The 22608-nt window shown below is 71.1% G+C and carries 21 protein-coding genes and 2 pseudogenes; 9 read left to right on the top strand and 14 right to left on the bottom strand.

The window, feature by feature from the left end; translation table 11 throughout:
- Positions 1-43 precede the first annotated feature (43 nt).
- Positions 44-1516, top strand: a complete 1473-nt coding sequence (locus AC07DW_RS22270; protein WP_478859415.1) for an aminotransferase-like domain-containing protein — start codon at positions 44-46, stop codon at positions 1514-1516.
- A gap of 392 nt (positions 1517-1908) precedes the next feature.
- On the opposite strand, the gene tpg is transcribed toward AC07DW_RS22270, so the two are convergent.
- Positions 1909-2466, bottom strand: coding sequence for a telomere-protecting terminal protein Tpg (gene tpg / locus AC07DW_RS22265; protein ID WP_478859414.1), 558 nt, complete (start codon positions 2464-2466; stop codon positions 1909-1911).
- 6 nt (positions 2467-2472) lie between these two features.
- Entirely contained in the window at positions 2473-4713 is a 2241-nt protein-coding gene (gene tap, locus AC07DW_RS22260) for a telomere-associated protein Tap (RefSeq protein ID WP_478859413.1), read from the bottom strand.
- Between the two features lie 406 nt (positions 4714-5119).
- On the opposite strand from tap, the gene AC07DW_RS22255 reads away from it, so the two are divergent.
- Positions 5120-5533 carry a VOC family protein gene (locus AC07DW_RS22255; protein ID WP_478859412.1) on the top strand — a complete coding sequence of 138 codons (414 nt, stop codon included), beginning with the start codon at positions 5120-5122 and terminating at the stop codon, positions 5531-5533.
- A gap of 436 nt (positions 5534-5969) precedes the next feature.
- On the opposite strand, the gene AC07DW_RS22250 is transcribed toward AC07DW_RS22255, so the two are convergent.
- The 6 genes from AC07DW_RS22250 to AC07DW_RS22225 all read right to left on the bottom strand — a co-directional run bounded on the left by AC07DW_RS22250 (position 5970) and on the right by AC07DW_RS22225 (position 11081).
- Positions 5970-6266, bottom strand: a complete 297-nt coding sequence (locus AC07DW_RS22250; protein ID WP_478859411.1) for a chaplin — start codon at positions 6264-6266, stop codon at positions 5970-5972.
- Positions 6267-6829: 563 nt separating this feature from the next.
- On the bottom strand, positions 6830-7099 hold the full coding sequence (locus tag AC07DW_RS22245) for a hypothetical protein (RefSeq protein ID WP_478859410.1): 270 nt from the start codon (positions 7097-7099) through the stop codon (positions 6830-6832).
- Between the two features lie 546 nt (positions 7100-7645).
- Positions 7646-8158, bottom strand: a complete 513-nt coding sequence (locus AC07DW_RS22240) for a GNAT family N-acetyltransferase (protein WP_478859409.1) — start codon at positions 8156-8158, stop codon at positions 7646-7648.
- A gap of 178 nt (positions 8159-8336) precedes the next feature.
- Positions 8337-9212 carry an alpha/beta fold hydrolase gene (locus AC07DW_RS22235; protein WP_478859408.1) on the bottom strand — a complete coding sequence of 292 codons (876 nt, stop codon included), beginning with the start codon at positions 9210-9212 and terminating at the stop codon, positions 8337-8339.
- A 579-nt stretch (positions 9213-9791) separates the two neighbouring features.
- Positions 9792-10112, bottom strand: coding sequence for a hypothetical protein (locus tag AC07DW_RS22230; protein WP_478859407.1), 321 nt, complete (start codon positions 10110-10112; stop codon positions 9792-9794).
- Between the two features lie 516 nt (positions 10113-10628).
- A complete protein-coding gene (locus AC07DW_RS22225; protein ID WP_478859406.1) occupies positions 10629-11081 on the bottom strand; it encodes a PRC-barrel domain-containing protein in 453 nt (150 codons plus the stop codon).
- A 555-nt stretch (positions 11082-11636) separates the two neighbouring features.
- Here AC07DW_RS22225 and AC07DW_RS22220 point away from each other — a divergent pair.
- On the top strand, positions 11637-12593 hold the full coding sequence (locus AC07DW_RS22220) for a hypothetical protein (protein WP_478859405.1): 957 nt from the start codon (positions 11637-11639) through the stop codon (positions 12591-12593).
- A 731-nt stretch (positions 12594-13324) separates the two neighbouring features.
- On the opposite strand, the gene AC07DW_RS22215 is transcribed toward AC07DW_RS22220, so the two are convergent.
- The 3 genes from AC07DW_RS22215 to AC07DW_RS22205 all read right to left on the bottom strand — a co-directional run bounded on the left by AC07DW_RS22215 (position 13325) and on the right by AC07DW_RS22205 (position 14836).
- The gene (locus AC07DW_RS22215) at positions 13325-13684 is read right to left on the bottom strand and encodes a MerR family transcriptional regulator (RefSeq protein WP_478859461.1); all 360 of its coding nucleotides are present in this window, start codon (positions 13682-13684) and stop codon (positions 13325-13327) included.
- Between the two features lie 26 nt (positions 13685-13710).
- Entirely contained in the window at positions 13711-14478 is a 768-nt protein-coding gene (locus tag AC07DW_RS22210; protein WP_478859404.1) for an SDR family NAD(P)-dependent oxidoreductase, read from the bottom strand.
- Between the two features lie 205 nt (positions 14479-14683).
- Entirely contained in the window at positions 14684-14836 is a 153-nt protein-coding gene (locus AC07DW_RS22205; RefSeq protein ID WP_478859466.1) for a hypothetical protein, read from the bottom strand.
- Positions 14837-15390: 554 nt separating this feature from the next.
- Between AC07DW_RS22205 and AC07DW_RS22200 the strand changes: the two genes are divergently transcribed.
- The 3 genes from AC07DW_RS22200 (at position 15391) to AC07DW_RS22190 (ending at position 17903) form a co-directional block, all read left to right on the top strand.
- Entirely contained in the window at positions 15391-16008 is a 618-nt protein-coding gene (locus tag AC07DW_RS22200; protein ID WP_478859403.1) for a dihydrofolate reductase family protein, read from the top strand.
- A 4-nt stretch (positions 16009-16012) separates the two neighbouring features.
- Complete coding sequence (locus AC07DW_RS22195) at positions 16013-16855, top strand: alpha/beta fold hydrolase (RefSeq protein ID WP_478859402.1); 843 nt, start codon at positions 16013-16015, stop codon at positions 16853-16855.
- A gap of 661 nt (positions 16856-17516) precedes the next feature.
- Complete coding sequence (locus tag AC07DW_RS22190) at positions 17517-17903, top strand: VOC family protein (RefSeq protein WP_478859401.1); 387 nt, start codon at positions 17517-17519, stop codon at positions 17901-17903.
- 161 nt (positions 17904-18064) lie between these two features.
- Here AC07DW_RS22190 and AC07DW_RS22185 read toward each other — a convergent pair whose 3' ends face one another.
- On the bottom strand, positions 18065-18610 hold the full coding sequence (locus tag AC07DW_RS22185) for an MOSC domain-containing protein (RefSeq protein WP_478859400.1): 546 nt from the start codon (positions 18608-18610) through the stop codon (positions 18065-18067).
- Between the two features lie 112 nt (positions 18611-18722).
- Here AC07DW_RS22185 and AC07DW_RS22180 point away from each other — a divergent pair.
- Positions 18723-18954: pseudogene (locus AC07DW_RS22180) on the top strand (transposase family protein); the annotation flags it as partial.
- 127 nt (positions 18955-19081) lie between these two features.
- Here the strand turns inward: AC07DW_RS22180 and AC07DW_RS22175 are convergent.
- Positions 19082-20344: a beta-ketoacyl-[acyl-carrier-protein] synthase family protein gene (locus AC07DW_RS22175; protein WP_478859399.1), complete on the bottom strand. Its 1263-nt coding sequence runs from the start codon at positions 20342-20344 to the stop codon at positions 19082-19084.
- A gap of 66 nt (positions 20345-20410) precedes the next feature.
- Here AC07DW_RS22175 and AC07DW_RS22170 point away from each other — a divergent pair, with 66 nt between their 5' ends.
- Together AC07DW_RS22170 and AC07DW_RS22165 are read left to right on the top strand one after the other, a co-directional pair.
- On the top strand, positions 20411-21028 hold the full coding sequence (locus AC07DW_RS22170) for a TetR/AcrR family transcriptional regulator C-terminal domain-containing protein (protein ID WP_478859398.1): 618 nt from the start codon (positions 20411-20413) through the stop codon (positions 21026-21028).
- Between the two features lie 173 nt (positions 21029-21201).
- The gene (locus AC07DW_RS22165) at positions 21202-21699 is read left to right on the top strand and encodes a mycothiol transferase (RefSeq protein ID WP_478859397.1); all 498 of its coding nucleotides are present in this window, start codon (positions 21202-21204) and stop codon (positions 21697-21699) included.
- A 92-nt stretch (positions 21700-21791) separates the two neighbouring features.
- Here AC07DW_RS22165 and AC07DW_RS22160 read toward each other — a convergent pair.
- Positions 21792-22503 (bottom strand): annotated as a pseudogene (locus AC07DW_RS22160) (ketopantoate reductase family protein); the annotation flags it as partial.
- Between the last annotated feature and the right edge of the window lie 105 nt (positions 22504-22608).

Genomic DNA, 22608 nt, shown 5'->3' with positions numbered 1-22608 from the left:
CCACTTGCGGTCACAGGACCAATCACGGCAGATTGGTCCGCCGATGAAGCCAATTTCTCTTCCGCCGGACGATCTCGTCGCCCGTCTCGGCCGCTGGTCGGCCGGACGCGGTCCGCTGTACCTCCTCCTCGCCGCCCGCCTCCGGCAGCTCATCGACGAGGGGCTGCTGGCTGCCGGCACCGTGCTGCCCCCCGACCGGCGACTCGCCGCCGCCCTCGCGGTCGGCCGGACCACGGTCGTGGCCGCCTACGACACCCTGCGTCAGGAGGGACGGCTGGTACGGCGGCAGGGCAGCGGGACACGAGTCGCGCCCGCCGCGATCCCACCCCGCCCCGGGGTGCGCGAGACGTCCAACCCGCTCTTCCTTCACCTGCTGGAAGCACCGGACGACGTGATCCTGCTGAGTTGCGCGGCACCGGCGGGGCCGACGCCCGAACTGGCCGACGCGTACCGGACGATGACCCTGCCGGACAACGACCTGGGCTACCACCCGGCCGGGCTGCCGGCACTACGGACGGCCATCGCGGAACGGTACGCGAGCCACGGCGTGGTCACCGGTCCGGAACACATCCTGGTCACCACCGGTGCCCAGCAAGCCCTGGCGCTGCTGATCCGGCTGCTGATCTCCCCCGGTGACGGGGTGCTGGTCGAGTCACCCACCTACCCGGGGGCACTCGACCTGCTCCGGGAGGCGGCGGCGGTACCGCATCCGGTCGCGGTGGGGCCCGACGGCATCGACGTGACAGAGGCGATCGGGGTGATGAACCGCCACCGTCCCGCGCTCGCCTACCTCGTTCCCCGCTTCCACAACCCGACCGGCACCGTGCTGCCGCCCCTGCCCGGGCGGCGCCTCGTCGAGGCGGCGAACGGACTGGGGGTGCCACTGGTCGACGACGAAGTGCTCGCCGATCTCGCGTTCGAACCCAGGCCGCCCCAGCAGCCGCCACTGTCGTCGTTCGGCGAGGTCATAGGAGTCGGGTCGCTCAGCAAAGTGGTGTGGGGCGGGCTGCGCATCGGGTGGGTGCGAGGACCCGCGGCGCTGATCTCCCGGCTGGCCCGGCTGAAGGCCATCCACGACCTGGGAAGCGACGTGCCGGCGCAACTGGCCGCCGTACGGCTGCTGGACGACTTCGAGCCGATCGTGACCTCACGCGTACGCGCCCTGCGCTCCGGCCACGACCACCTTCGGGCCGAACTGACCCGCCTGCTGCCGTCCTGGCACTGCCCGCCGGCCTCGGGCGGCCAGACCCTGTGGATCCGCCTCCCCCACGGTGACGGTGTCGCCTTCGCCCAGGTCGCGCTCCGTCATGGGGTGGCGGTGCTGCCCGGCGCCACCATGGACACGCTCGGCGGCAGCACCACGTGCCTGCGGCTGCACTTCCTGCTGCCCCCCGATGTACTGACGGAGGCCGTACGAAGGCTGGCCGCGGCCTGGCGGGAATACGCACCCCACGCCACCTCACCGGCCGCCGGACCGGTGCGTGCCCCGGCGGCCCTGAACGCGATCACGGTCTGAGCCCCGGCCCACCCGGTCGGCGCAGTCGCCGGCCCGCCGCCCGCGATGCCCACCGCCCTCTCCAGGCGACGAGGCGCGAAGGCGGTGAACCGGCGGGGACGTGTCGGTCCAGTGCCAGTCGACCGGGCCCCAATGCCTCTTCAGGGCGGTGCGCTGCCGGGCGCAGGCGCGCAGCGCGTCCCCGACGGCGACCCCGAGGTCGGTGAGATCGGGAACCGGCACCCGCGGGATCAGACGCTGCGTGTTGTGGACACGCTGCCGTACCTCCACACGCCGTACTCGGCGACGCTGCACAGCAGGCGGCCCGAGGGCGTGACGCTGACGGAGGTGGCGAAGGCGTCAGCCGGGGCGAACTTCCGAAAGGGCGGTTCGCCGGGCCGCGAGCGCGCTTCCTACAGCTCGAATTCCAGATGGTCGACGTCGGTGAAGCGGACCTCCTCCAAAGTGCCGGCGCGGCGTCCGCGGTCCTGGAAGTACGTCTCCTTGAGCGCTTCGGCGGCGACCTTCTGCAACTGCTGTTCGCTGGCGCCCTGTTCCTGGGCGTCGAAAAGGCGGGCGGCGTGGTGGGGTGGCAGGGCGACGGTGAGGTGCCGGATGCGGTCCTCGTCTGTCGATCCGATCGGAGCGGTGTAACCGATGCGTGCGCGGGTGTCGATGACGATGCCACCGCTGGTCGCCGCCTGCTGCCGGGCCCTGGCACGGATCTGCGGCTGCCAGCGGGAGCGGACCTCGCGTTCGAGGCGGGCGGCGAGCTGCGGACGCGGCGTCCTCGCCTTGCCCGCGACGTACCGTTCGACCTGCCGCTGGGACACCGAGAGCAGCTCGGCGACCGCCTTGGTGCCCTTGAGCTGTTTGACCAGGTAGCGCATTTGAGCCGCGGCCGACTTGGGCACGGGACGGGTGAAGGAACGCTCCACCGCTTTGTCGAGGCTGTCGCCGAACATGCCCATGGTGATCTACTCCCCGTTGTCCTGAGCGGTGACGGTACCGTCCTTGATGTACCGGGCGAGGTTGAGTTCGGGGGCGTCGAACTGCTCACGCACGCCCTCTGCCCACAGCACGGTCTGGGTCCCCTCGTGCTTGACCAGCCCAGGGTTGACCCCCAGCTTGAAACCGCCGGGCAGGGGCTTGCCCTCCCGGTAGGGGAGGAAGTCCAGCGGCGAGGGGCCGTCGGACGCGTAGAGCGCGCAGTCCGACAGGATCGCGACCGGGTACTGTCCGGTGAACGCGGCGTGCTTGACGATCTTGCGGTGCATGTTGACCCGGGTGCGGGAGATGACCGCGGCCCTGATGTCCGGCCGCCACGTGGGGCGTGCCAGGGCCCGCCATGGCCGGCCGGGCTTCCACCCCTCGCCCCGGGGACGTTCACGCAGCTTGCCGATGCCGCCCTTCACGGTCGCTTTGATCGCCGAGACCACGATCGCCATCTGGGGGTCGCGCCGCCGGTACCCGTCCATCGCCGCCAGGAACTCCTCCGGTCCCAGGTCGGCGGTGACGCCCAGGTCGGCCATCGTCGCCAGGTAGGCGTCGCGCAGCCTGTTGTACCAGGCGTCCAGGTAGCGGCCGGTGTCGTAACGGACGTACGCCTCGGAAGGCGTGACGTCGTAGCCGAGCTCCACGGCGTAGGCGACGGTCCGCGTCTCGTACCAGGCAGGACCTGCCGGTCGCTCACCGGAGGGTGTGAAGGGGTTCGGCAGCAGATCGGCGTCGAGCCCCACCCACTCCTTGCCGACCTTCACCCTCGCGAGGTCGACGTGGGAGAGGTCCACGAGCCACGAGCCGGGCAGCTTCGCGTCGAAGACGGGGTCCTTCACGTGAGTCGGTGCTCCGAGCCCCACCACCAGGCCGTTGGCCCCGGCCGCGAAGGCCATGTTGACGTCGATCCCGACCAGGAACCGCTTGGCGCACTCGTCGTCCGTCAGCGGCCTGGCCCAGTCGAACGCCTCCTCGAAAAGCTTCTCGTCCGGACCGCGTACATGGAAGCGGGGCAGGCCGGCGAGCAGCGGGTGCCCGTCGGGCGCCTCGCACGGCGCACAGTCGACCGGGTCCTTCCCCAGCGAGCCGGGGTTGTACTCGGAGTGCCGCTTCCCCGTCTCGTCGGGCTCCGAGGCACGGGTCGGCGGGTGCAGCGCGGTCATCAGCTCCAGGCCGGTGACGGCCGTCGAGCCGCGTGGCGTCATCACCCGCGACGCGTACACGCCCAGCAGCCGCGCCAGTTCCGCCGGCGCGAGCCCCCCGGCGTCGCCCCAGTGCCGGACATCCAGCGCGTGCCAGGACGGGACGCACAGCTGCACGCAGGCACGCTCAGCACCCAGCGCGGGGCGGTAGATCCGCGCCCACGGTCCCAGTCCCCGCTTCGTCAGCCTCCAGTCGGCGCGCACCAACTGCTTGACGACCTTGTGGTCCTCCGGCAGCCGCCCGGCACGCCGCTCCTCGTCGGTGAGGGTGACGGGCAGGCCGTAGCGCTCCAGCGTGGCCTCGGTGAGTACGAGCAGCGGGTCGCCGTCCTTGCCGGACCGCGACAGCTTCGACTGCCCCAGCCTCGCCTCCTTAAGCGTCCACTCCACGAGCCCCGCGAGGCTCTTGGCGGGCACGTCCAGGATCAGGCCGCCCGGGCAGTGGGCAACCACCTGGCCGTCTTCGACGTCGACGACCGCCAGCGGCCCGTTGGCGAACCGAGGGTCGTTGTCGCCGCTCGCCGAGGCTGCGACCGGGGCCGCCCTCTTCACGCCCGTGCGCCGCGGCGTCGACGACGACCCGGAGGCGCTCGTCTCGACGTCGGGGGCAGGGGCGACAGCACCGGAGCGGGAGCGGGCGCTCTCCTCGTTGGTCGTGGCCGCGACCTCGGGCGCGCCGCCCGTGGACAGGGTCTCGGCTTCCGGGGCGGGGGAGGGGGCGGGTGCCGGCACCGTGACCGCCGGGTCTGCGGGGACCACGGTGGGCGCGGCCTGGGCGGGGGCGGGGTAGAGCTGCGCGAGCTGCTTCAGAAGGCGCGCGTACGCGTCACGCTCCGGCGGCCGCGGCTCGGTCTTGCCCGCTTCCCATCCACTGACCGTGGCCCGGCGTACCTGCAACGCCGCCGCCACCTCATCGACGGTCAGCCCGTGGGCCTTGCGCAGACGCCTGCGCTCCTCCGGCGGCGGCAGCACGGAACGGGACGCCACCAGTGCGTCCACGGCGTCGAACAACTCGGACATGAGACACCTCCGCCCCCACGCTACCTTGCCGCCCGTACGGAACACGTACGAACAGCGCTCATATTGCGTACAAATAGGTGCGCGGTGCGGAGGATGTCGATCGGGTGGCGGGCACCATCAAGATATGGGTCGAGGAGCGGGCCGTCGCTGTGCCCTGACACGCCGGCCGTGTCGTGCCGTTCACCGGCTTCGCCTCGCCACCTCGCTGCCTCGCGATTGGGACGGGACCGTGGGGGCATGCGGGGTGACGCGGATGAGGTGACGTCGGCCGTCTCCGCTGCGACAGGGCGAGGACTGCGTGGCCGACGGCGCTGCGGCTGACGTGGTCGACCCGAGCCCCGCTCGGTCGTTCCCCGTCCGGCAGGACCGTGGGACGCGGGACGTCGAGGAAGACGAGGGAGGTCTCATGACTGAATACCCGCAGTTGCTGCAGACGGTGCTGGACACCACGCGGCCGAGAGAGCTGGCCGAGTTCTACCGGCACCTGCTCGGATTCTCGTACCGCCCTGGTGACGAGCCGCCCCAGGACGGTGAGCGCGACGAGAAGGATTGGCTCGTCCTGCGTGATGCCACCGGTGCGGCCCGGCTCGCCTTCCAGCAGGTCGCCGAACTCCCTCGCACGACGTGGCCCCGGCATGACGTCCCCATGCAGCTCCACTTGGACTGCACGGTGCCCGACGTCGAGGAGCTCCACCGCCAGCGCGAGCGAGCGGAGGCACTGGGCGCCCGTCTCCTGCTCGACCGGCACGACGACTCAGAAGAACCGCTGTACGTGTTGGCGGACCCGTCAGGCCACCCGTTCTGCCTCTTCGTCGCGTGACCGTTCGGGGCACTCTCGCCACGCCACCGCCACGCCACCCCGCCGGTCCCCGCAGCCGGCCGACTCCGCCCAGACGGAGGCACGTTGAGTGCGGCAGGCGGGGCTGTGCGGGCACTGCCGCCGACCCGGCCGCGCAACCAGACATGCTTCGCACGCTCGAGCCGGTTCTGGCCGCCAGTCCTCCGCAGTGAACAGCGCGGCGATCGTCCGGCCAGTCGATCCGGCCTTGGGGCAGGCACTGTCGTGGGACAGCGCCTGCCCCGCGCCTTCACCGTCCGGCGTGGAACGGACCGGCGGGCGGCATTGCGAAGACGGTACCGGACTGGGGTGTCACCCAGTGGCTGTGCCCCGGCGCCTTCGCGATCCTGCCCCGCGGCCGACGGACGTCCCCGACGGCCGCGGGGCAGCTCCCACTGCGACGCTGACTGAAGTGCAGTCAGCGCATGTCGCTGTACCCGCTGTGCTTGCCGTCGTCGTGACCCTTCTTCGAGCCACCGTCGTTGATGCAGGTGTTGCCGAACGCGGGGTTGAGCAGGCCCACGATGTTGACCGTGTTGCCGCAGACGTTGATCGGAATGTGGATCGGCAGCTGGACGATGTTCCCGGACAGAACACCGGGGGAGCCTACGGCCGCCGCGTCGGCGTCGGCGTCGGCGCTGGCCATGCCGGCTCCGCCGATCAGAACGGTTCCGGCGGTGGCGGCAACGGCGACCGCCCTCTTCATACGTGACATGGTGATCTCCCTGTGGACGAAAACTCGCCGCGACTGTACGGCGTGTACTGCTCGAAAACGCCGCTATCGGCCCCGAGTCACGCGACATACGGCCAACTCGGTGACAGGCCGTGCGCCGACGGTGTGGCGGCGGTCGTCGCGGCCCCATTACTGCTGGCCCGTGCGGCCGCACGACCTGGTCGCCGCGAGTGAAGTGGAGGAGCGGTTGGGAGACAGACTTGTCAGTCGGTGCTGAGTGGAACCTGATGGTGTTCAGGGCTCCGTGGGGTTGCCGACCCGCCGGTCGTACCGTCGCCGTGCCCCCACGGGGCGTGTCGGTGGGCTGCGCCACCGCCCGGAACGCCGGGCTTCGGCCGGTAGCTGCGCCGTGCCCGCCGCGGGCCGCCTGCCGCGGGCGCGATGGGCGCGCGTACGAACGGCGACGCGCCCGGACGGGACTCGCCGACTGGGCGCGAAGGGGCGGCGCCGCACCCGGCCGCTGACAGGTTGCGGATTTCGGCCGGACGGCGTGAGTGGTACGTCGGTGAGCACCCCTGCCGGTGGCAGGGCGGCGGACGGGGCGTTCAGCTGCCCGCGGCGGTAACACCGAACATCAAAGTGCGGCGGGCGACGTCGTAGTGCACCGTTCCGGTGTTCACCAGCAGGTCCTGCAGCACGTCGGCGTCACTGGCGTCCACCGTCAGTACCTCTTCCCAAGCACCTTCGTCCAGGACGAGCTGCAGGGTGAAGGTGCCGGGCGCGCCGGGGTCCCCGGCGACCCAGCTGAACTGGTAGTGGCTGAGCTGGCGAACCTTGATGCTGTCATCGGTCAGCGGTTGATCGACCTTGGCCATGGCGCTGCTCCTCGTTCAACAGGCGATACGGTCCGCGGCGCGGACCATGACGGGGGTGCGAGAAATCCGTTGGTGATCGGCTCGCCTTCGATCCGGACCTCCTCATGCCGCACGGGCAGGTTCCGGCGGATCCTGTCGGCGTCGCGGTCGGGATGGTGAGCACGGCCGGGATCTGCTCTCGGGTGAGCTTGAGTCCCCTGCTTCCTCGCACTGGGCCCTTCCGGCTCACCCATACATATGGGATCAAACATAATGAATCCGCACAATCCCGTCAGCCGTCCGTGCCGGAACGAACAGGGGGCCGCCTGGCGTCTGAGACCCAGGGGTTGTCAACGGACCGTTGCGGCGCGCTTGGCGGCTTCCCCGGCGGAATCGTCGGCGATGCTGAGAGGATCGCGCAGGCAGCCGGTGGTCGGCGTGGGCCGTGGTCGAGGAAGCGCAGGCCGCCTAGTCAGCGGGTTGTGACGCTCTGCGATCATGGCGGTGGGTGCCTGCTCTGCTGTCATGGGGGCTGGCTGCGGGTGCCCTGGGCGGTGGTCGGGCTGGTCAGCGCACCAGTTCGGTGGCCAGGAGGTCCATCAGGAGGCCGTCGTGCCAGGTGCCGTCCTGGCCACGCTCGTACTGTCGCATGATGCCGACCGGTCGGAAGCCGACCTTGGCGTAACAGCGGATCGCCGCAGTGTTGTCGGCTGCGGGGTCGATGACCAGCCGGTGGTAGCCGTGGGCATCGACAAGATGGCAGGCGAGTGTTCGTACGGCGTCGGTGCCCAGGCCCCTGCCGTGCGTGGTGGGGTCGAGGAAGAGGTCGATGCCCGCGTGCCGGTAGTCCGGCTCTTCCTCGGCGTACCACTGGATCATGCCGATGATCCGCTGCCGGTGGTCGACGGTCATACACCGGGTGTCGGAGCTCTCGAGTGCGGCTGCGGTGTCGGCCTCGAGATCGTCTCCGCCTCTCCAGCGTGCACGCACTTCAGGTGTGGCCCGGATGGCGGCCAAGGCGTGGATGTCCTCGCGGACAGTGGGGCGGAGGGTGACGGAGGCGCCTCGCAGCACAGTCATGACCGGGAACTCTACGTGGCAGGCCGCTGCTGCGGCAGTCCGATGTGCCGCCGTCGTGCCGCTGTCGTTCGAGAGTGAGTAGAAGGTGTTCGCCGCTGCCGGAGGCACTGGCGTGGAGCGCCGTTCGACTCCCGGCCCAGCCGGTTGGTCGCGGCTGGACTGCTCGGTTCCGCCACCGTCATCGGACGTGGGCCAACAGGGTGTGCAGGATGGCTTCGGTGTGCGTCCAGAGCAGGGAGCCCGCCGCGGCGGGCAGCAGGTAGCGGGTTGCCGTCGGGATCATCTGGGTGAGTGATTCGCCCAGATCGGGAGAGTGGACCGGGCTGGTGTCCTGCTGTCCGTACCAGAGGTCGACCGGGACGGTGATGCCGGCCGGGTCGAATGGCCAGCGGTCCATCGCCAGGACGGTGTCGCGGGCGTAGCCTGCTGAGCCCTGGCTGAACGCCTCGTCCATCGCGCGCCGGAAGGCGTGCTGGAAATGTTCGTCGGTGTAGACCGTGCGATCGGCCTCAGGACTGGTCGTGATGATCAGGTTCCACAGTGCGTCGGGGCTGCCGAATCCGGCGAAGGATGCCTCAGCAGCGTCGGGGTCGGCCGCGACAGCCTCCACCATGTCCCTCACCTGCGGGGTCAGCGAATGCGCGAAGCGAGGATGGGCGAGCTCATCGCTGCCGGACACCACGGCCACCGCCGCCACCAGATCCCTTGCCGCCAGGGCGAGGGCGAACGGTGCCCCCTGAGAGAACCCCACCGCCAACGGCGTGCGTAGATCCTGTTCCTGGATGAAATGCTGGATGTCGGTCGCCCAGCTGGTCAGGGTCCGGCCGGGGGCCGGGTCGGAAGCGCCGAGGCCGGGCCGGTCCACACTGATGAGCCGGATCCCGGCCGAGTCGACGACGCCGCCGCCGAAACCCAGCCACCTGCTGGTGGCGGCCCCCGGGCACACCAGCACCGGGGCGCCGTCGGCCGGTCCCCATTCCGACCAGCCCAGGCGCCGACCGTCCAACAGCTCGATCTGTCCAAGTCGCGCCGGTTCCCACACGCCATAGTCCATGATCGGTATTGTCTCCGAACGCGTTCCGGCTGCTGTTCCCACCCGCCCGCGGCAGCTCGGCCCGCTCGGCTCGGCTTCGGTGCGCCGGGGTGCTGCCCCCTGGCGGCCTCGCTACTGTCGGCTGGGCGCCGCCGTAAGTGCCGCCAGGGCGTGGTGGTGGCGCGGCTTCCTGCCGACTGGTCGCTCGCCGCGGAGCCGCCGCTCGGTCGCCGCGCCGGACCGTGTTGCCCGCCTGCCGTTGCCGTACCCGCGGCCCCGCCCGCCCCCGGCCGTGCCGCCGGCTGCCGCCTTGCAGCCGTGTGCTGTCTGTCTGTTGCGGCGGTGGCTCTCGCTGGTCGACTCCGTGAGAGGTCGCTCCAGGCTACGGCCGTTCATCTGGGCGAGGGGGCCGAGTTGATGACGCGTACCTTCACGCCGGCTGCGTCAGCCCGGAGGCTTCCTCTCGGTCGGGTTTGAGGGCCTCGCGCTGGTGGGTCAGGTCGACGTGCTCGCGGACGCCCGGCGCTTGAGCGATTCAGGTGGACATTCCGGTTACCCCGGGCCCCGTCAAAGCCGACGGCGCACCGCGCGACGGGCCCCTTAACGCCCGGCTGCAAGAGCCGTGTTGTGACCGGACGCCGACCGGGGTTCGGCGCGCACCATGTACCGGACGGTGCTGCGCTCACCGGGCTCAATGCGTACCGGCTGCTTGGAGCGGTCCTCTCGCGTCATGGGCGTGGTGGCGAAGGTCTCGTCATACGCTCCCAACCCCACCGGGTCGTCCCGCCAGTCGACCGCCCTGACCTCTCCCGTCCGCCAGCCCGCCGGCGCGTTCACCAGTTCCGCCCCCAGCACCTCCACGACTTGGGAGGAACGGTTGGTCAACGGCGGACAGGTGAACCAGTAGCCCTTGCCGGCCACGAACGTCGCAAAGCCCAGGCTGTACAGCGGCCCTTCGCCGCCCTCCAGCGCCCTGCCTCCGGCGGTTGCACCGGACGCCGCGCTACCCGCCCCAACAAAACGATCACGGCCCCCGCCGCGAACAGCCGAGCCTTCCTACGTGTCCTCGTCGAGTCCCCCCGCTCTGTGATCCTTTCGGCATCGCATCACATGGATGACCGCGTGGCGAGGGTGTTGAGCCAATCCAGAGCTTGGCACGCGCTGGGAAGTCCGATCTGTCGTCCGGCAGCCGGCGGGCGGAAGCCCGTGCCGTCGGCTGACTGCAGGCTTGCGCGCCGGGAGTGCCTCCGGCCCGTCGCCGGCGCCTCGGCAGCCGGCTGCCGGCCCCGGCACTCCGGCGCCGCTGCCGCTGTACGGGCGCCGTTTCGTCCTTCCGCCGCTCGTCGGGGGTACCCCGAGCGCGCCCCGAGCCCCGGAGCGCGTCGGAAGCCGGAGCCTGTGAGGCCCCGGCTTCACGCACGTCAGCGAAGGCGAGCGTCAGGCGCGGTCGTCCTCAAGGAGACGCAGCCGTGTCCGGGCGCCTTCGTGCCCGTCAGCGCCTGCTCGGATGTCGTCGGCCCGGTCCATTCGCGACCACCCGGAGCCTTGCTCCGCGTTCACCTGAGCGCGAATGTCCCTCAGGCCGAAGCAGGCAAACAGCTTTTCCTCATCGGCCACGGACAGTACGTGACGCCCCTGGACGTCCACTTTCGCCGCGGCCTCCATGGTGGCCCTGGTGAACGGGACCTGTACGCGGTCGCCGACGAGAACGGCCTCCCTCAAAGGCACGAAGACGTCGCCCGGCCCCGACGAGTCGCTGTGCACCCGCGCCCACTCCGCCCTGCCGGTGGTGTCGTCCAGCAGGACATGGACCACATCCCCGACTTTCACCCCGTCCGCGTCGTGGACCGGCTGCCGGGTCAGACTTGTGAGCTGCTCCTGGGAAATCACCCTCTGCTCCTCAACTGCCCTGCCGCGACCTGTCCCAGCCCTCCTTGCCCGGACACACGCCTGCAAACGTGCTGGGAGACGCCCGCCTGCCCGCCTGGAACGGGCTCAGACCGCCCGCCGTGTGACCGTGGCCCTGTCGCACCCGGCCGCCGCTCCGCCGCCGGGGTGTCCGTCATCCCGCGGCCGCTCACACGGTTGCCGCTGTCGGCACGTCGCGGCCCGCGCGCCGGTCGCTGTCCCGCCGGCGGGTCGTCGCGCGACGCCGGGGCGTCGCCGTGCTGCTGGCGGTGTGCCCGGCCTCCGCCCGACTCCGCCGCCCCGACCCCGCCGGTCCGGTTCCGCCCCGGCCTCCCGTACCCCGGGCGTTGGCGTGTCGGCGCTGTGTTGGTCGTCGGTGCGGCCAGGCTCTGACTCTGCCGTCGTCCGATTACCGGCTGCCGCCCCGGCCGGTGCCGCGGCCGACGACCGCGCGGTGTGCGGGGTGCGTTGCCTGGCGGTCGGGTATGAGGGCACCATGATGGTCGGAACTCGGGGGTGTAGCCGATGAGTCGCCCAGTGCTGCCGTACCTCACTCGTTACAGGCCGTCGCTACCGGAACAGAAGGACGGCGAACAGGTCGGTCCCAGGGACGGCAAAGTCCGCGTCACGGAACACCGGCCCGAATGGCTTCTCGACGCGGGGCGCGCTGATCCTTTCTCCGCGGACCCCTTTTTCTTGGTGCGGACCCCTCAGCGGCGCGACGCGATCCGGCAGTTTCAGTTCGACGCGGCGGGCGCCCCCCTCCCGACCTGGCGGGAGGACTGTCTCGTACCGTGCACAGCGCGGACCTGCCGCCGCTGGGTCGAAGCCGCCCTCGCCTATGCCACCGCCGTGGACGACATCAGCGCCGAGCTGGTCGCCGCCCACCGCCGCGCCGGGTCTGTCCCACGGAGGAAGCCCTTCGCCGCACGCCGCGCCCTGCGCGACTGGGAGAAGACCCGGCGGCGATACGAACGGGTCATGCAGGAGGCCAGTGGGGCCTACCACCCGGTCCGCCAGGAAGTGTGGCGAGCGATCCAGGCCGAGAAGGACAAGGCCGCCGAGGCAGCGCGGCGGGAAGCGGAAGCCCGCCGCCGCAGGGCCGAGCTGGCCGAACGGTCCATCTGGGGATGGTCCATCGCAACGAACGGCAGGCCGACCGTGTACGTCTTCCGGCACGACGTAACCGCCGGCGACCAATCCGCAAAGGCTTCGCCCCGGGAGAGCCCACCCGTCGACCTGCCGGGGCTGCGCCGGACGCTCAAAGACCTGAAGCCGACCGTGGTGCGGTGGGACAGTACGGCGATCACCGAGACGGAGCGGGAGCTTGAAGGTGTCAGCTTCGAGAGCTGGTGGCGAGAACTGTTCCACGAGGACTACCGCACCTTCACCTCACCCCCGCCAACCAGTCGCCCGTCCCGCGACTGGGGCGGTGGCACGGGCACCGGAGGAACAGGCGGGTTCACGGGCGGTTTCAGCTTCGGCGGGTACTGACGCGGTCAGCCCCCCGTGCCGGGTCGCCGCCGTCCCTGTGTGGTCCCGCCGCCCGCCACGGTGTTCTCACCGTCCCGCCGTCGTCGTTGTCCGCCACGGTTCCGCGGCCCACACTCCGTTGGTCGGCGCCGGCCGACCGCCGCTGCGCCGACGTCCGGCGCCCTGCGGTGGAGCGCCTGGCCCGTCTGCTCGATGGGAACCGCAGGCGGCTGCGCACCCCGAAGCGCTCGCGGGCGCTGGGCCCGTCTCGCCAGGTGCTGCTGGTGCTGCGCTGGTTGTGCGAGCGGGGCCGCATGCACTGACCGGTCCGGGAGGCCGGCGTCTCCGCGGCCACCGGCTACCGTCATCTGCACGAGGGCATCGACGTGCTCGCCGCTCGGGCCCCGGACCTGCACGTGGTGCTGGGCCCCGCTGCCGGCCGAGGCCGTGAGTCACGTGATCCTCGGCGACACCCGCGACGACCTGTGGTTCAGCCGGAAGCCCAAGAGCTTCGGGCGGCGATGCGGTGCCCGGCCGTCCCGACGGTAGCTCGCTGTGGGTCTCCGACGTCGAGCCCGGCTCCACCCCCGACACCCCGACACCGCCCGCCCGCATGCGCTGCCCGGGCCCCGTACCGAGCGTCTCGTCCGCGCCGGTTCGCGAGACGCCGGGGCCGGAGACGTGTCCGATCGAGGCTGTCTCCTCTTCCTCCGCCAGCTCTTCGCCGGTCGGCAGTGAGGCAACCGGTCAGGTCACCGGACGGGTCCGATCGCACCCCGGAGTGCGACTTCCAGCCTGTCGCGGGCCTCGGTCTGGGCGGCGATCCGTTCGTTGAGGACCGCCAGCCGATCCAGCGCGACCCGCAGGCCCTTGCCCGAGGGTGGCGCGGCAGCAACATCGCCGTCCAGGCACGGCAGGAACACGCGCACGTCGTCCAGGGTGAGCCCGGCGGCCACCAGGTAGCGGATGTTGCGGACTCGCACCACGGCTCGCTCGTCGTAGATGCGGTAGCCATTGGAGGCCCGCTGGGAGGAGATCAGTCCTGCCTGCTCGTAGTGCCGTAGAGCACGAGCGGTCGTCCCAGTTGTCCTGGCCAGCTCACCGATCCGCACCCGTTCCACCTCCCGGGCCCCTTCTATCACGCCACGACCGCTCCGCCGTCGACCGGGAGTATCACTCCGGTGACGAACGAGGCGGCCGGTGCGGCAAGCTGGGTGATCGCCCAGGCCACCTCCTCGGGCCGGCCGATCCTGGACAGCGGGGTGTGCGCCAGCTGCCACTCCCGCACTGCGGCCATCCGCTCCGGCGTCAGCCCCTGGTGCTCGCCGATGGGAGTGTCGATCGCGCCGGGGGCCACCGCCACCACCCGGACCCCGCGGGGCGCCAGCTCGACCGCCCAACTGCGGGTCAGCAGTTCCAGGGCAGTCTTGGTCGCCGCGTAGACCGAGCTGCCTGGCCAAGCCCGTTGCCCCACCGACGTACTGACATTGACGATCACTCCGCCCGACGTCGACAGGAACGGCAGCGCAGCCTGGGACAGCAGGATGGGGGCGACGAGGTTGGTGGCAAGCTGACCCGTGATCACCTCCGGCACGAGCGTGCCGAGAGCGCCGCTGCGCACGATGCCGGCGTTGTTGACGAGCACGTCCAATCGGCCGTGTGTCCCCGCCACGGTCTGGACGATCCGCTCGGGCTCGCCCTCGGCGGTGATGTCGGCGGGCAGCGGCGTGATCCGGTCGTGCCCGGCCGCGGTCTCCTTGAGCGGTTCGCTTCGTCGTCCGATCGCAACCACGTCGGCGCCTTCGGCGGCGAAGGCGCGGGCGGTGGCCCGGCCGATGCCGGTACCGGCTCCGGTGACGACGACGGTCCTGCTGTTCTGCGGTGCGGTGCTGTTCATGCGTGTCATCGTGCAACCCTGTCGCCAGCGGCAAGGTCAACGTCTTGTTGGGGGAAGGGGAGTCTCCGGACCTCGGCGTGTGGGGCGCGCCGCCAACTCCTCCCGTAGCGCGATGACCTCGCCGGACTCAGTCTTCAGGGAACCACCCGTCTACGGCGGGACGATCACGTCGGCGGGGGAGTGGCGCGCAAGCGTCGCAGCGTGAGCCGGCGCGTCACTGTTCATCGCGGGCCGGCTGCCGGGCGAGGAGCTCTTCGAACGCTGCCTTCTGCCTCGGATCCATGAAGCCTTGGCGGACATCGCGGGCCTGCTCCTGGAGCCAGTACGCCTCGTCGGGGTCCCAGCCCCAGCGCCCTCTCCAACTCATCGCCGCTCGGACCCGCTATCACATCTACCTGAATTGCCATGGTGTCCGAGGCTACTGGCCGCCTCCGACGTGCCAGGCCCACTGGCCGTACCACGGCCGCCGCCCGCCACCTGGGCGTCGCCGCCACGGTGCCGTCTGCGCCGGGTCGTTGCTGTCGGCCCGCCGCGCAGCCCGCACTGTCCGCCGCCGTCGACCGCGACCTGGTCACACGTCCCCGGGCCCGACATCCACGTCGCGCCAACTGGCGCACACCCCCCGTCACCTTTCCAACACCGCCCTCTGCCGTGCCATCGCAGCCCCGCCTGCAAGCCGTCGCCAGCCCGGCCCGGCCGTATGCCGCCGTCGTCGCGTCGGCTGCCGCGGCGCGCCGTACGTCTGCTGTCCGTCCACCGGCCCCTACCGTCAGGCGTACATCACCAACGCCCAGGCCCCGTTGCCCGGCGGTCGCCCGCACCACCTTGCCTTCGTCCGCCGCCGCTGGCGCGATGGGGTTCATCCGCCACACGCTTCACGCGTGAGCGATGAGTTTGGACGGCGGATCGGGTCTGCCTTGTATGACTCGAATCATCGCGGACATCTCGATCTCACTCGACGGGTTCGTCACCGGGCCCGACCCGGGTCCGGACAACGGTCTGGGTACCGGTGGCGAGGCCCTGCACACGTGGGCGTTCTCCGGTGACCCCGACGATCGCCGGGTCCTGCGCGAGGGGACTGCCCGCACGGGCGCCGTCGTCCTCGGCCGCCACCTGTTCGACGTGGTCGACGGGCCGAACGGCTGGGGCGACACGTCCGGCTACGGCGCCGGCGAGGTCGGCGGGCCGGCGTTCGTCGTCGTGACCGGCACACCGCCGCGGGAGGTGCGGACGACCGGCCTGGACTGGACGTTCGTCGCCACCGGCCTGCCCGACGCCGTCACCGCCGCGCGCGAGCGAGCCGAGGCGGCCTCGTCGGACAGCGGCTCGGACCTCGACGTCGTCCTCATGGGCGGCGGTGCCACGATCGGCTCGGCGCTGGAGGCCGGGCTGGTCGACGTGCTGTCGCTGCACCTCGCGCCCATCGTGCTGGGCGCCGGGACACCGCTGTTCACCGGCGGAGCGCCGCGAAGCCTGGCGCAGCGCGGCGTGATCGCGACATCGTCCGCGACCCACCTGACCTACGACGTCTGCCGGTGATCCGATGACCACTGTCCACGCCCATGGGATCGCCTTGGGCATCGAGTCGTTCGGTGAGGACGACGCGCCACTCGTCCTGCTCGCGGGCGGGACGACGATGCTGTCCTGGCCCGATGCGCTGTGCGAGCGCCTCGCCGCCGGTGGGCGCCGTGTGGTGCGCTACGACCTGCGCGACAGCGGCGAGTCGACGACGACGGACCCCGAGGCGCCCGCCTACACCCTGCGCGACCTCGCTGCCGACGCGGCCGCCCTTGCCGACGCGCTCGGCGGGGGGCCTGCGCACCTCGGAGGGATCGGCGTCGGCGGGATGGTCGCCCAGGTGGCCGTGCTCGACCATCCGGGCGCGTTCTCGGCTCTCACCCTGGTCGGCACCCGCGCGGTCGCCCCCGGCCCGCCCGACGACGACCTCCCCGACCATGACCGGGCGGCCATGGGCCGGCTGTTCGCGCGTCCGCTGCCCGACTGGACCGACCGCGAGGCGGTCGCGGAGTTCGCCGCCGCCGGCGCGGAGATCCTCGGCGACGACCCCGTCGCCGCAGGCGCGACCGCCGCCCGCATCTGGGACCGCACGCCCGGTACCGCGCCCCCGGTCCACATGGCCAACCAGATGGGCATGGTGTTCGCCAGGCTGGACTGCACACCCCGCTGGCGCGGGCGCCTGCCCGAGATCGAGGTTCCCGTGCTCGTCGTCCACGGCCGCCACGACCCGTTCTTCCCCGTCGGCAATGGCGAGGCGCTCGCGCGCGAGATCCCCGGGGCACGGCTGCTCGTCCTCGGGGAGGCCGCCACCGCGATCCCCGACGCGGAGATCGGCGAGGTCGCCGAGGCGATGCTGACGCTCGGATAGCGGGCGGCGGGTGCGGCCCGGGTCTGGCCCAGACGAGTGACGGCACCGCGCTGCTCGCCCGTGTGCCGCCGCCGTCCCGCCTGCCCGCCCGCCGTCTGCTGCGCCGTCGCCTGCGGCCCCCGCCCGCTGTGCCGTCGGCCCCAGGGGCCGCGCCGCCTGCCGTCACTGCGCTGCGCCACCGTTGTGCGGGCACCCCCGCCGCTGTCCAGCCGTGCCGTCCTCCTGCTTGCTGTGGCCGGCCCCTGTGCCGGGCTCGCTGCCCGCCGCATCCCGCTGTGGGGACGTCCGGCCGACTCCCGCTGCCGCGCCGGCTCGTGCCGCCGTCCAGCCGCAGTTCGTTCCGTGCCTGCGTGCCATCACCCGACAGGGCCTGCGCGGCGTCGGGCAGTCCGCACCGCCGGCCGGCCCGTCCGGCTGGACCGACGACCTGAGCTGGACCACCGGCCACGACCACGTCCGGCTCGATGAGGTGTCCTAGGGTGACCCATCCGGCCGCAAACTTCACCGTCCTAAGAAGTTCATCTCATTCGGGTGCGGCTCTCCCAGGTAGTGCGGACGGGATGCAGCGAATGAGCCCTTGCCGCCGCCAGGGTCGACGTACGCGGTGTCACATCAAGCCCGGTGCCGAGCCTTGACGTTGGCACTCGTAGACTGCGCGGTCATGACACAACGATGGCCCTTCATCCACCACGTCACCTTCATCGCCTCGGACCTCGAGGCGAGCACCCGCTTCTACACCGCCGCGCTCAAGCCTCTCGGTGTTGTGGGGGAAGCGGCTGACGGCGGAGCGGAGTTCTGGGAGGAGGAGCTGGACACTCCTTCCTTCGGTCTGTACCCCGCGGGTGATGCCACGGTGACCCGGGGAGCGCACATCGCGTTCACCGCCCGCGACCGAGCCTCGGTTGACACCTTCTATGAGGCCGCCCTGGCCGCTGGTGGCACGTCCCGGTACGAACCCCGGCTTTGGCCTGAGTACCGCGCCTATTGCGCGTTCGTTGACGACCCGGACGGCAACAACGTCGAAGCCGTCTACAAGGAGCAGGCGTAGATCAGTTGGGGGTGGCACTCGCTCAAGGAGAGCCGCCCCCAACCGGCTGCGGTGATCTTCGCAGTCGGTGTTCGGCGCGCCGGCTCTCTTGGGTCGGTCACCGCCCCGCCCCCACACAGGGTTTGGTGCGCCGCCGGGCCGCTCCCCGCGGGGCTTCAGGGTCAGACCCGTTCCAACGGCCGGTGGGGGCCGGGTGGCAGCTCGACCTCGATCGGATCCTGGGGACGGACGAGGCCGCCGTGACAGACCACCGCCATGATGCCGGACTTGAAGGTGAAGTCCCCCGACACAGGGTCCAGGGCGAACACCTCTCCCAACAGCCCGGGGCGAAAGTCGTTGATCTTCGCGCACGGATTGCGCAGGCCAGTCACCTCGACCACTGCCTCTGTGCCGAGGCGGAGCAACGCACCGGTGGGGAGCCCCAGAAGGTCGACGCCTTGGGTGGTGATGTTCTCACCGAGCTGGCCTGGCGATACGTCGTACCCCTTGAGGGCCAGCTCGTCGAACAACTCCTCGTGCATCAGGTGCACCTGGCGCAGGTTCGGCAGCTCCGGCTCGTAGGTCATGCGGAACTGGTGGCGGATGGTCTCGCCCGCGTGGACATCCCCTTCGATGCCCAGCCCGGCGATCAATCTGACGGACATACGGTTGGGTTTGCTGAACGAGTAGGTCTGGTTGCTGCTCACCGCCGTCACCCGGCCGGTCATGTCCTCGCCCCCGTATTCCGTCTATGTGCCAGGGCCGATCATAAGGGCGCGGCGTCGGACCTCCACAGGGGCCGGCAAGGATGCAGACAATTTCTCATGTGCGGGTGGGGTGATGGGGGCTGAGTCGTTGTGGGTGGAGACGTCCACGGGGTTGCGGATGCGGCGGTTCGAGCGGCTGGTGAAGGTCGTTCGGGACAACGGGAACGGTCGCGGTGGCGGTCGGCCGTGGCGCCTGCCGCTGGCGGGAGCGGGTGCCGCTGGTGGCCGTCCATCACGGCACGAACCTCACCGAGCGGCAGCTCGCGCCGCTGTTCAGGGTCTCGCCGGCAACCGTGTGCCGGGTGCCGGTTCACCCACCTCAACGGCGCCGTTGCTCGGACAATCCCCGTCTCTGCGGCTGCATGCGCGGTCGGACGAGTCTTGCGACGCCCTTTCAACCGGCGGCCCTCCACGGACAGGGGTGCTCGCGAGTCATGGTGTGGTCGTGGCTGTACGGGACGCGTAATGCCGGGCGTTGGTGACGATAAGTGAGACGTTCTGTCCGCCGAAGCCGAAGGAATTGCTGAGCACGGCCTCCTGGGGGATGTCTCGTCGCTCTGCGACGACATCGAGATCAATGTCTGGATCGATGCCGGCCTTGGTGAGGTTGCGGGTCGGCGGGATGACGCCGTGCTTCACGCTGAGGACGGCGATGAGCGCTTCGATCGCGCCGGCGGCGCCAAAGAGGTGGCCGAGTGCCGCCTTGGGGGCTGTCGTGGTGGCGCGGCCGAAGACCTCCCGGAGCGCGCGCGCCTCGGCGGCGTCGCCAACCGGAGTTCCGGTGGCGTGAGCGTTGATGTGACTGATCTGCTCGGGAGCCAAACCGGCTTGTGCGAGAGCCTTCCGCATGGCGGAGACCTGACCGGAGCCGTCGGGAGAGGGTGCCGTGATGTGGTGAGCGTCGGCGGCGATGCCGGCGCCCGCGAGCACCGCGTGGACACGCGCGCGCCGGGCGCCGGCGTGCTCGGCGCTTTCGAGCACCATGACAGCGGCGCCCTCACTGAGGACGAAGCCGCTGCGGTCCGTGGCGAACGGCCGTGACGCCGAAGCGGGGTCGAACGTGTGCCGCGACAGTGCTTGAGCCTGGGTGAAACCGGCGACGGTGATCGGGGTGATCGCGGCCTCGGTCCCGCCCGCGATGACCACGTCCGCCTCACCGGCGCGGATGAGCCTGGCGCCCAGAGCGATCGCCTCGGCACCGGAGGAGCACGCCGAGACGGGCGTGTAAGCCCCGGCCCGTGCACCGTATTCGATACTGATCAGTGCCGCCGCCGCATTGGGCATGAGCATCGGGACAGTGCGTGGCGAGACACGCCGAGTCCCGGCCGCCTCCAGTACGTCGTCTTCCTTCAACAACGTCCCTACACCACCGATGCCCGTCCCGATCGCCGATGCGAGCCGGTCCGGGTCCACGTCCGGGGCGTCGGCGTCGGCCCACGCTTCGGCCGCCGCGATGAGGGCTGCTTGCTGCGACCGGTCGAGCCGCCTGGCCCGCACCGGCAGCAGCAACTCGGCGGGGTCGATCGCCATCGTCCCCGCGACGGTATCGGGAAGACCGGCTTCCTCATGGTCGCGCAGGACGCCGCCACGGATGCCGGACTCGCCGGCGAGCAGGGCGTCCCAGGTGGAAACCACGTTTCCACCGAGCGGTGTGATCGCGCCGAGTCCAGTCACGACGACTTCTGTCCCTCGCATGCGCTTCGACCTTTCTTGTATGCCGTACAAGCGGGTGGATCTTGTTGTATCACATACAATCCAGGTGTGGAAAAGAAGCGAACCGAAGCCCGGGCAACGCCGACCCCGGCGCTCGACCGTGGTCGCACCACGCGGCGCCGAATGATTGAGGTCACTGCCCGGCTCTGCAAGGAGCGGCCCGGCGCCGAGGTGAGCGTCGCGGAGATCGCGAACGCGGCGGGGGTCTTCCCCAATCAGGTCACCTACTACTTCGGGTCCAAGGACTCGCTGATCGTGCACGCCGCTTTTCTCGGCCTGCTGCACGACGCAAGACGGATCGAGCGCATCGGTCGTCAGGCCCCCGATGCGGCGACCTTCCGGCGCAACATCGCCCGCGCCGTACTGTCCCTGCCCTCGCTCCCGTCGGTTGCGCGAGCACTCGCAACCGGGATCTCCAAGCCCGAACTCGCCCCCGTGATCGACCAGCACCTCCAGGTCCTGTTCCGGCAATCCGAGCGCTTCGTGAGCCAGCTCATCGACGGTCGCGGCTGGAAGGCCCGTCGACCACTCAACGTGGAGGCCAGGACGTTCTGGAGCACCGCGCTCGGCGCAGTGCTGCTCGTCCGCGCCGGAGCACACGGCACGAACGCCGACCTCGACCTCGCCGGGGCCCTGACTGTTTACGACGAACCCAACCCCGGCTGACTCAGCCGATCGGGGTCACGGCGGTGACCTGCGCGGTGCGACAGCGACCTTGTCGCGGCCGGCATGTTCGCCGTGGCCGACGAACTCCGCTGCTGCCGCTGGAGCAGGCCGTCAAGAATTGCTCGCCGGCAGCAGCCAGGTGATGGCCGGTACCGCTCCGTTCACACCGACCGGTGCAGTTCTCGAAGGTGCGCCTTTCGCCTCTCGCCGTCGCGGTGCGGCCGACTGCCTCCGTCGCCCTCGTGCCGTTGCCCGTCGCCTGGGCGGCGGGACCCGCCGCCGCCTGTCACCGCCAAGCGTCCGCCGCCCGTTCCTCTTCCCCCTGTACCGGCCCCGTCGTACTTCCGCATGCCGCCGCTGTGCCGGACCGGTTCCCCACTCCATGTCGCCGCCCTCGCCCCCGTCAGACAGGTGCCCCCAGGGCGACTTCCGACGGCGCCGACCCCGCCCCCGGCGTCGTCGCGGCGTCTTTCGACGCCTGGCGCGCCGAAGTGGCCTTCTCGCAGGCGTTTGCCGCCGAGGCTCCGCATCTCGACATCGAGGGCGTCGACCCCTGGCGGGGCATGGTGTGCCTGCGCCGGGTGCTCATCCATATGATCGAGGAGTATGCCCGTCACAATGGACATGCCGACCTGATCCGCGAACGGATCGACGGCGTGGCCGGCGTGTGACTGGGAGACTGCCGCCCCTCGCGCTGTGCTCCTGCCGTTCGAGGGCACCGCTCACAGCCCCTCGGGTGGGTGGGCGACGCCGTCGTGACCGCTCAGCCGGTCGCCCGTTCGGCCACCAGTCGGTCGGTCACCGGCACGGGTACTCCGTGCCGGCGTGCCGCCCGCAGCACTGCTCCGCCGATCGCGTCGAGTTCCAGCGGGCAGCCTGCTTCGGAGTCCCGTTGCATGGACGACTTGCTGCCGGCGGGGAACGACTCGTAGAGCGCCAGAGTCCTTGCGGGGTCGGCCGGTGCGCCGCAGGCACGGCTTGCCGCGGCCCTCTTCCCCACGAGGGCCACCAGCTCCTCGCGCCGCTCGGTACGTGCTTCGTCGACCGTGAGCCGGTAACGGGTGGTCAGCGGGGCGAATGGCGCGAGGAAGGCCAGTTTGCCCCACAGGGTGGCGGTCTCGTCGGGGGATACGCGCGCCCGCACACCCGCGTTGCTCAGCATCGCGGCCGGCGGGGCCGGGTGCTCGAGGGGTCTCGGCCAGATCGATCTGCGCGAACGGGCTGCCGTGCTCGATGACACCCGGCGCGGTACGGGTCGACTCGACCCGGACCACGCCCGCCGCGACCTGCCGCGCGCCGTAGCGCCGGCGCAGCCGGGCCGGATGTTCGACCCCGTTGAGCATGGGCACGCCCCATGCCTCGCCGAGCACCTCGGGTCGGACCCGCTCCAGGGCTGCTCACAGTGCGGTGTTCTTGACCGTCACGGGGCACCGGTCGACGCTTTCGCGCAGCTCCGGCGGGGCCGGCACCCGCGCTCCCGGCATGCTCCACCCCTCCGGACCGGGCACGTGAGCGCGGGAGGCGGGTTGCCGCCGCGTTACGAGACGATCGTGAACGGCCGTCGGGACGGAGTCAATCCT

This window comes from Streptomyces sp. NPDC045701, assembly GCF_056432045.1.
The sequence above is the reverse complement of the archived record's forward strand: the minus strand, read 5'-3'. Positions and strand labels throughout refer to the sequence as shown.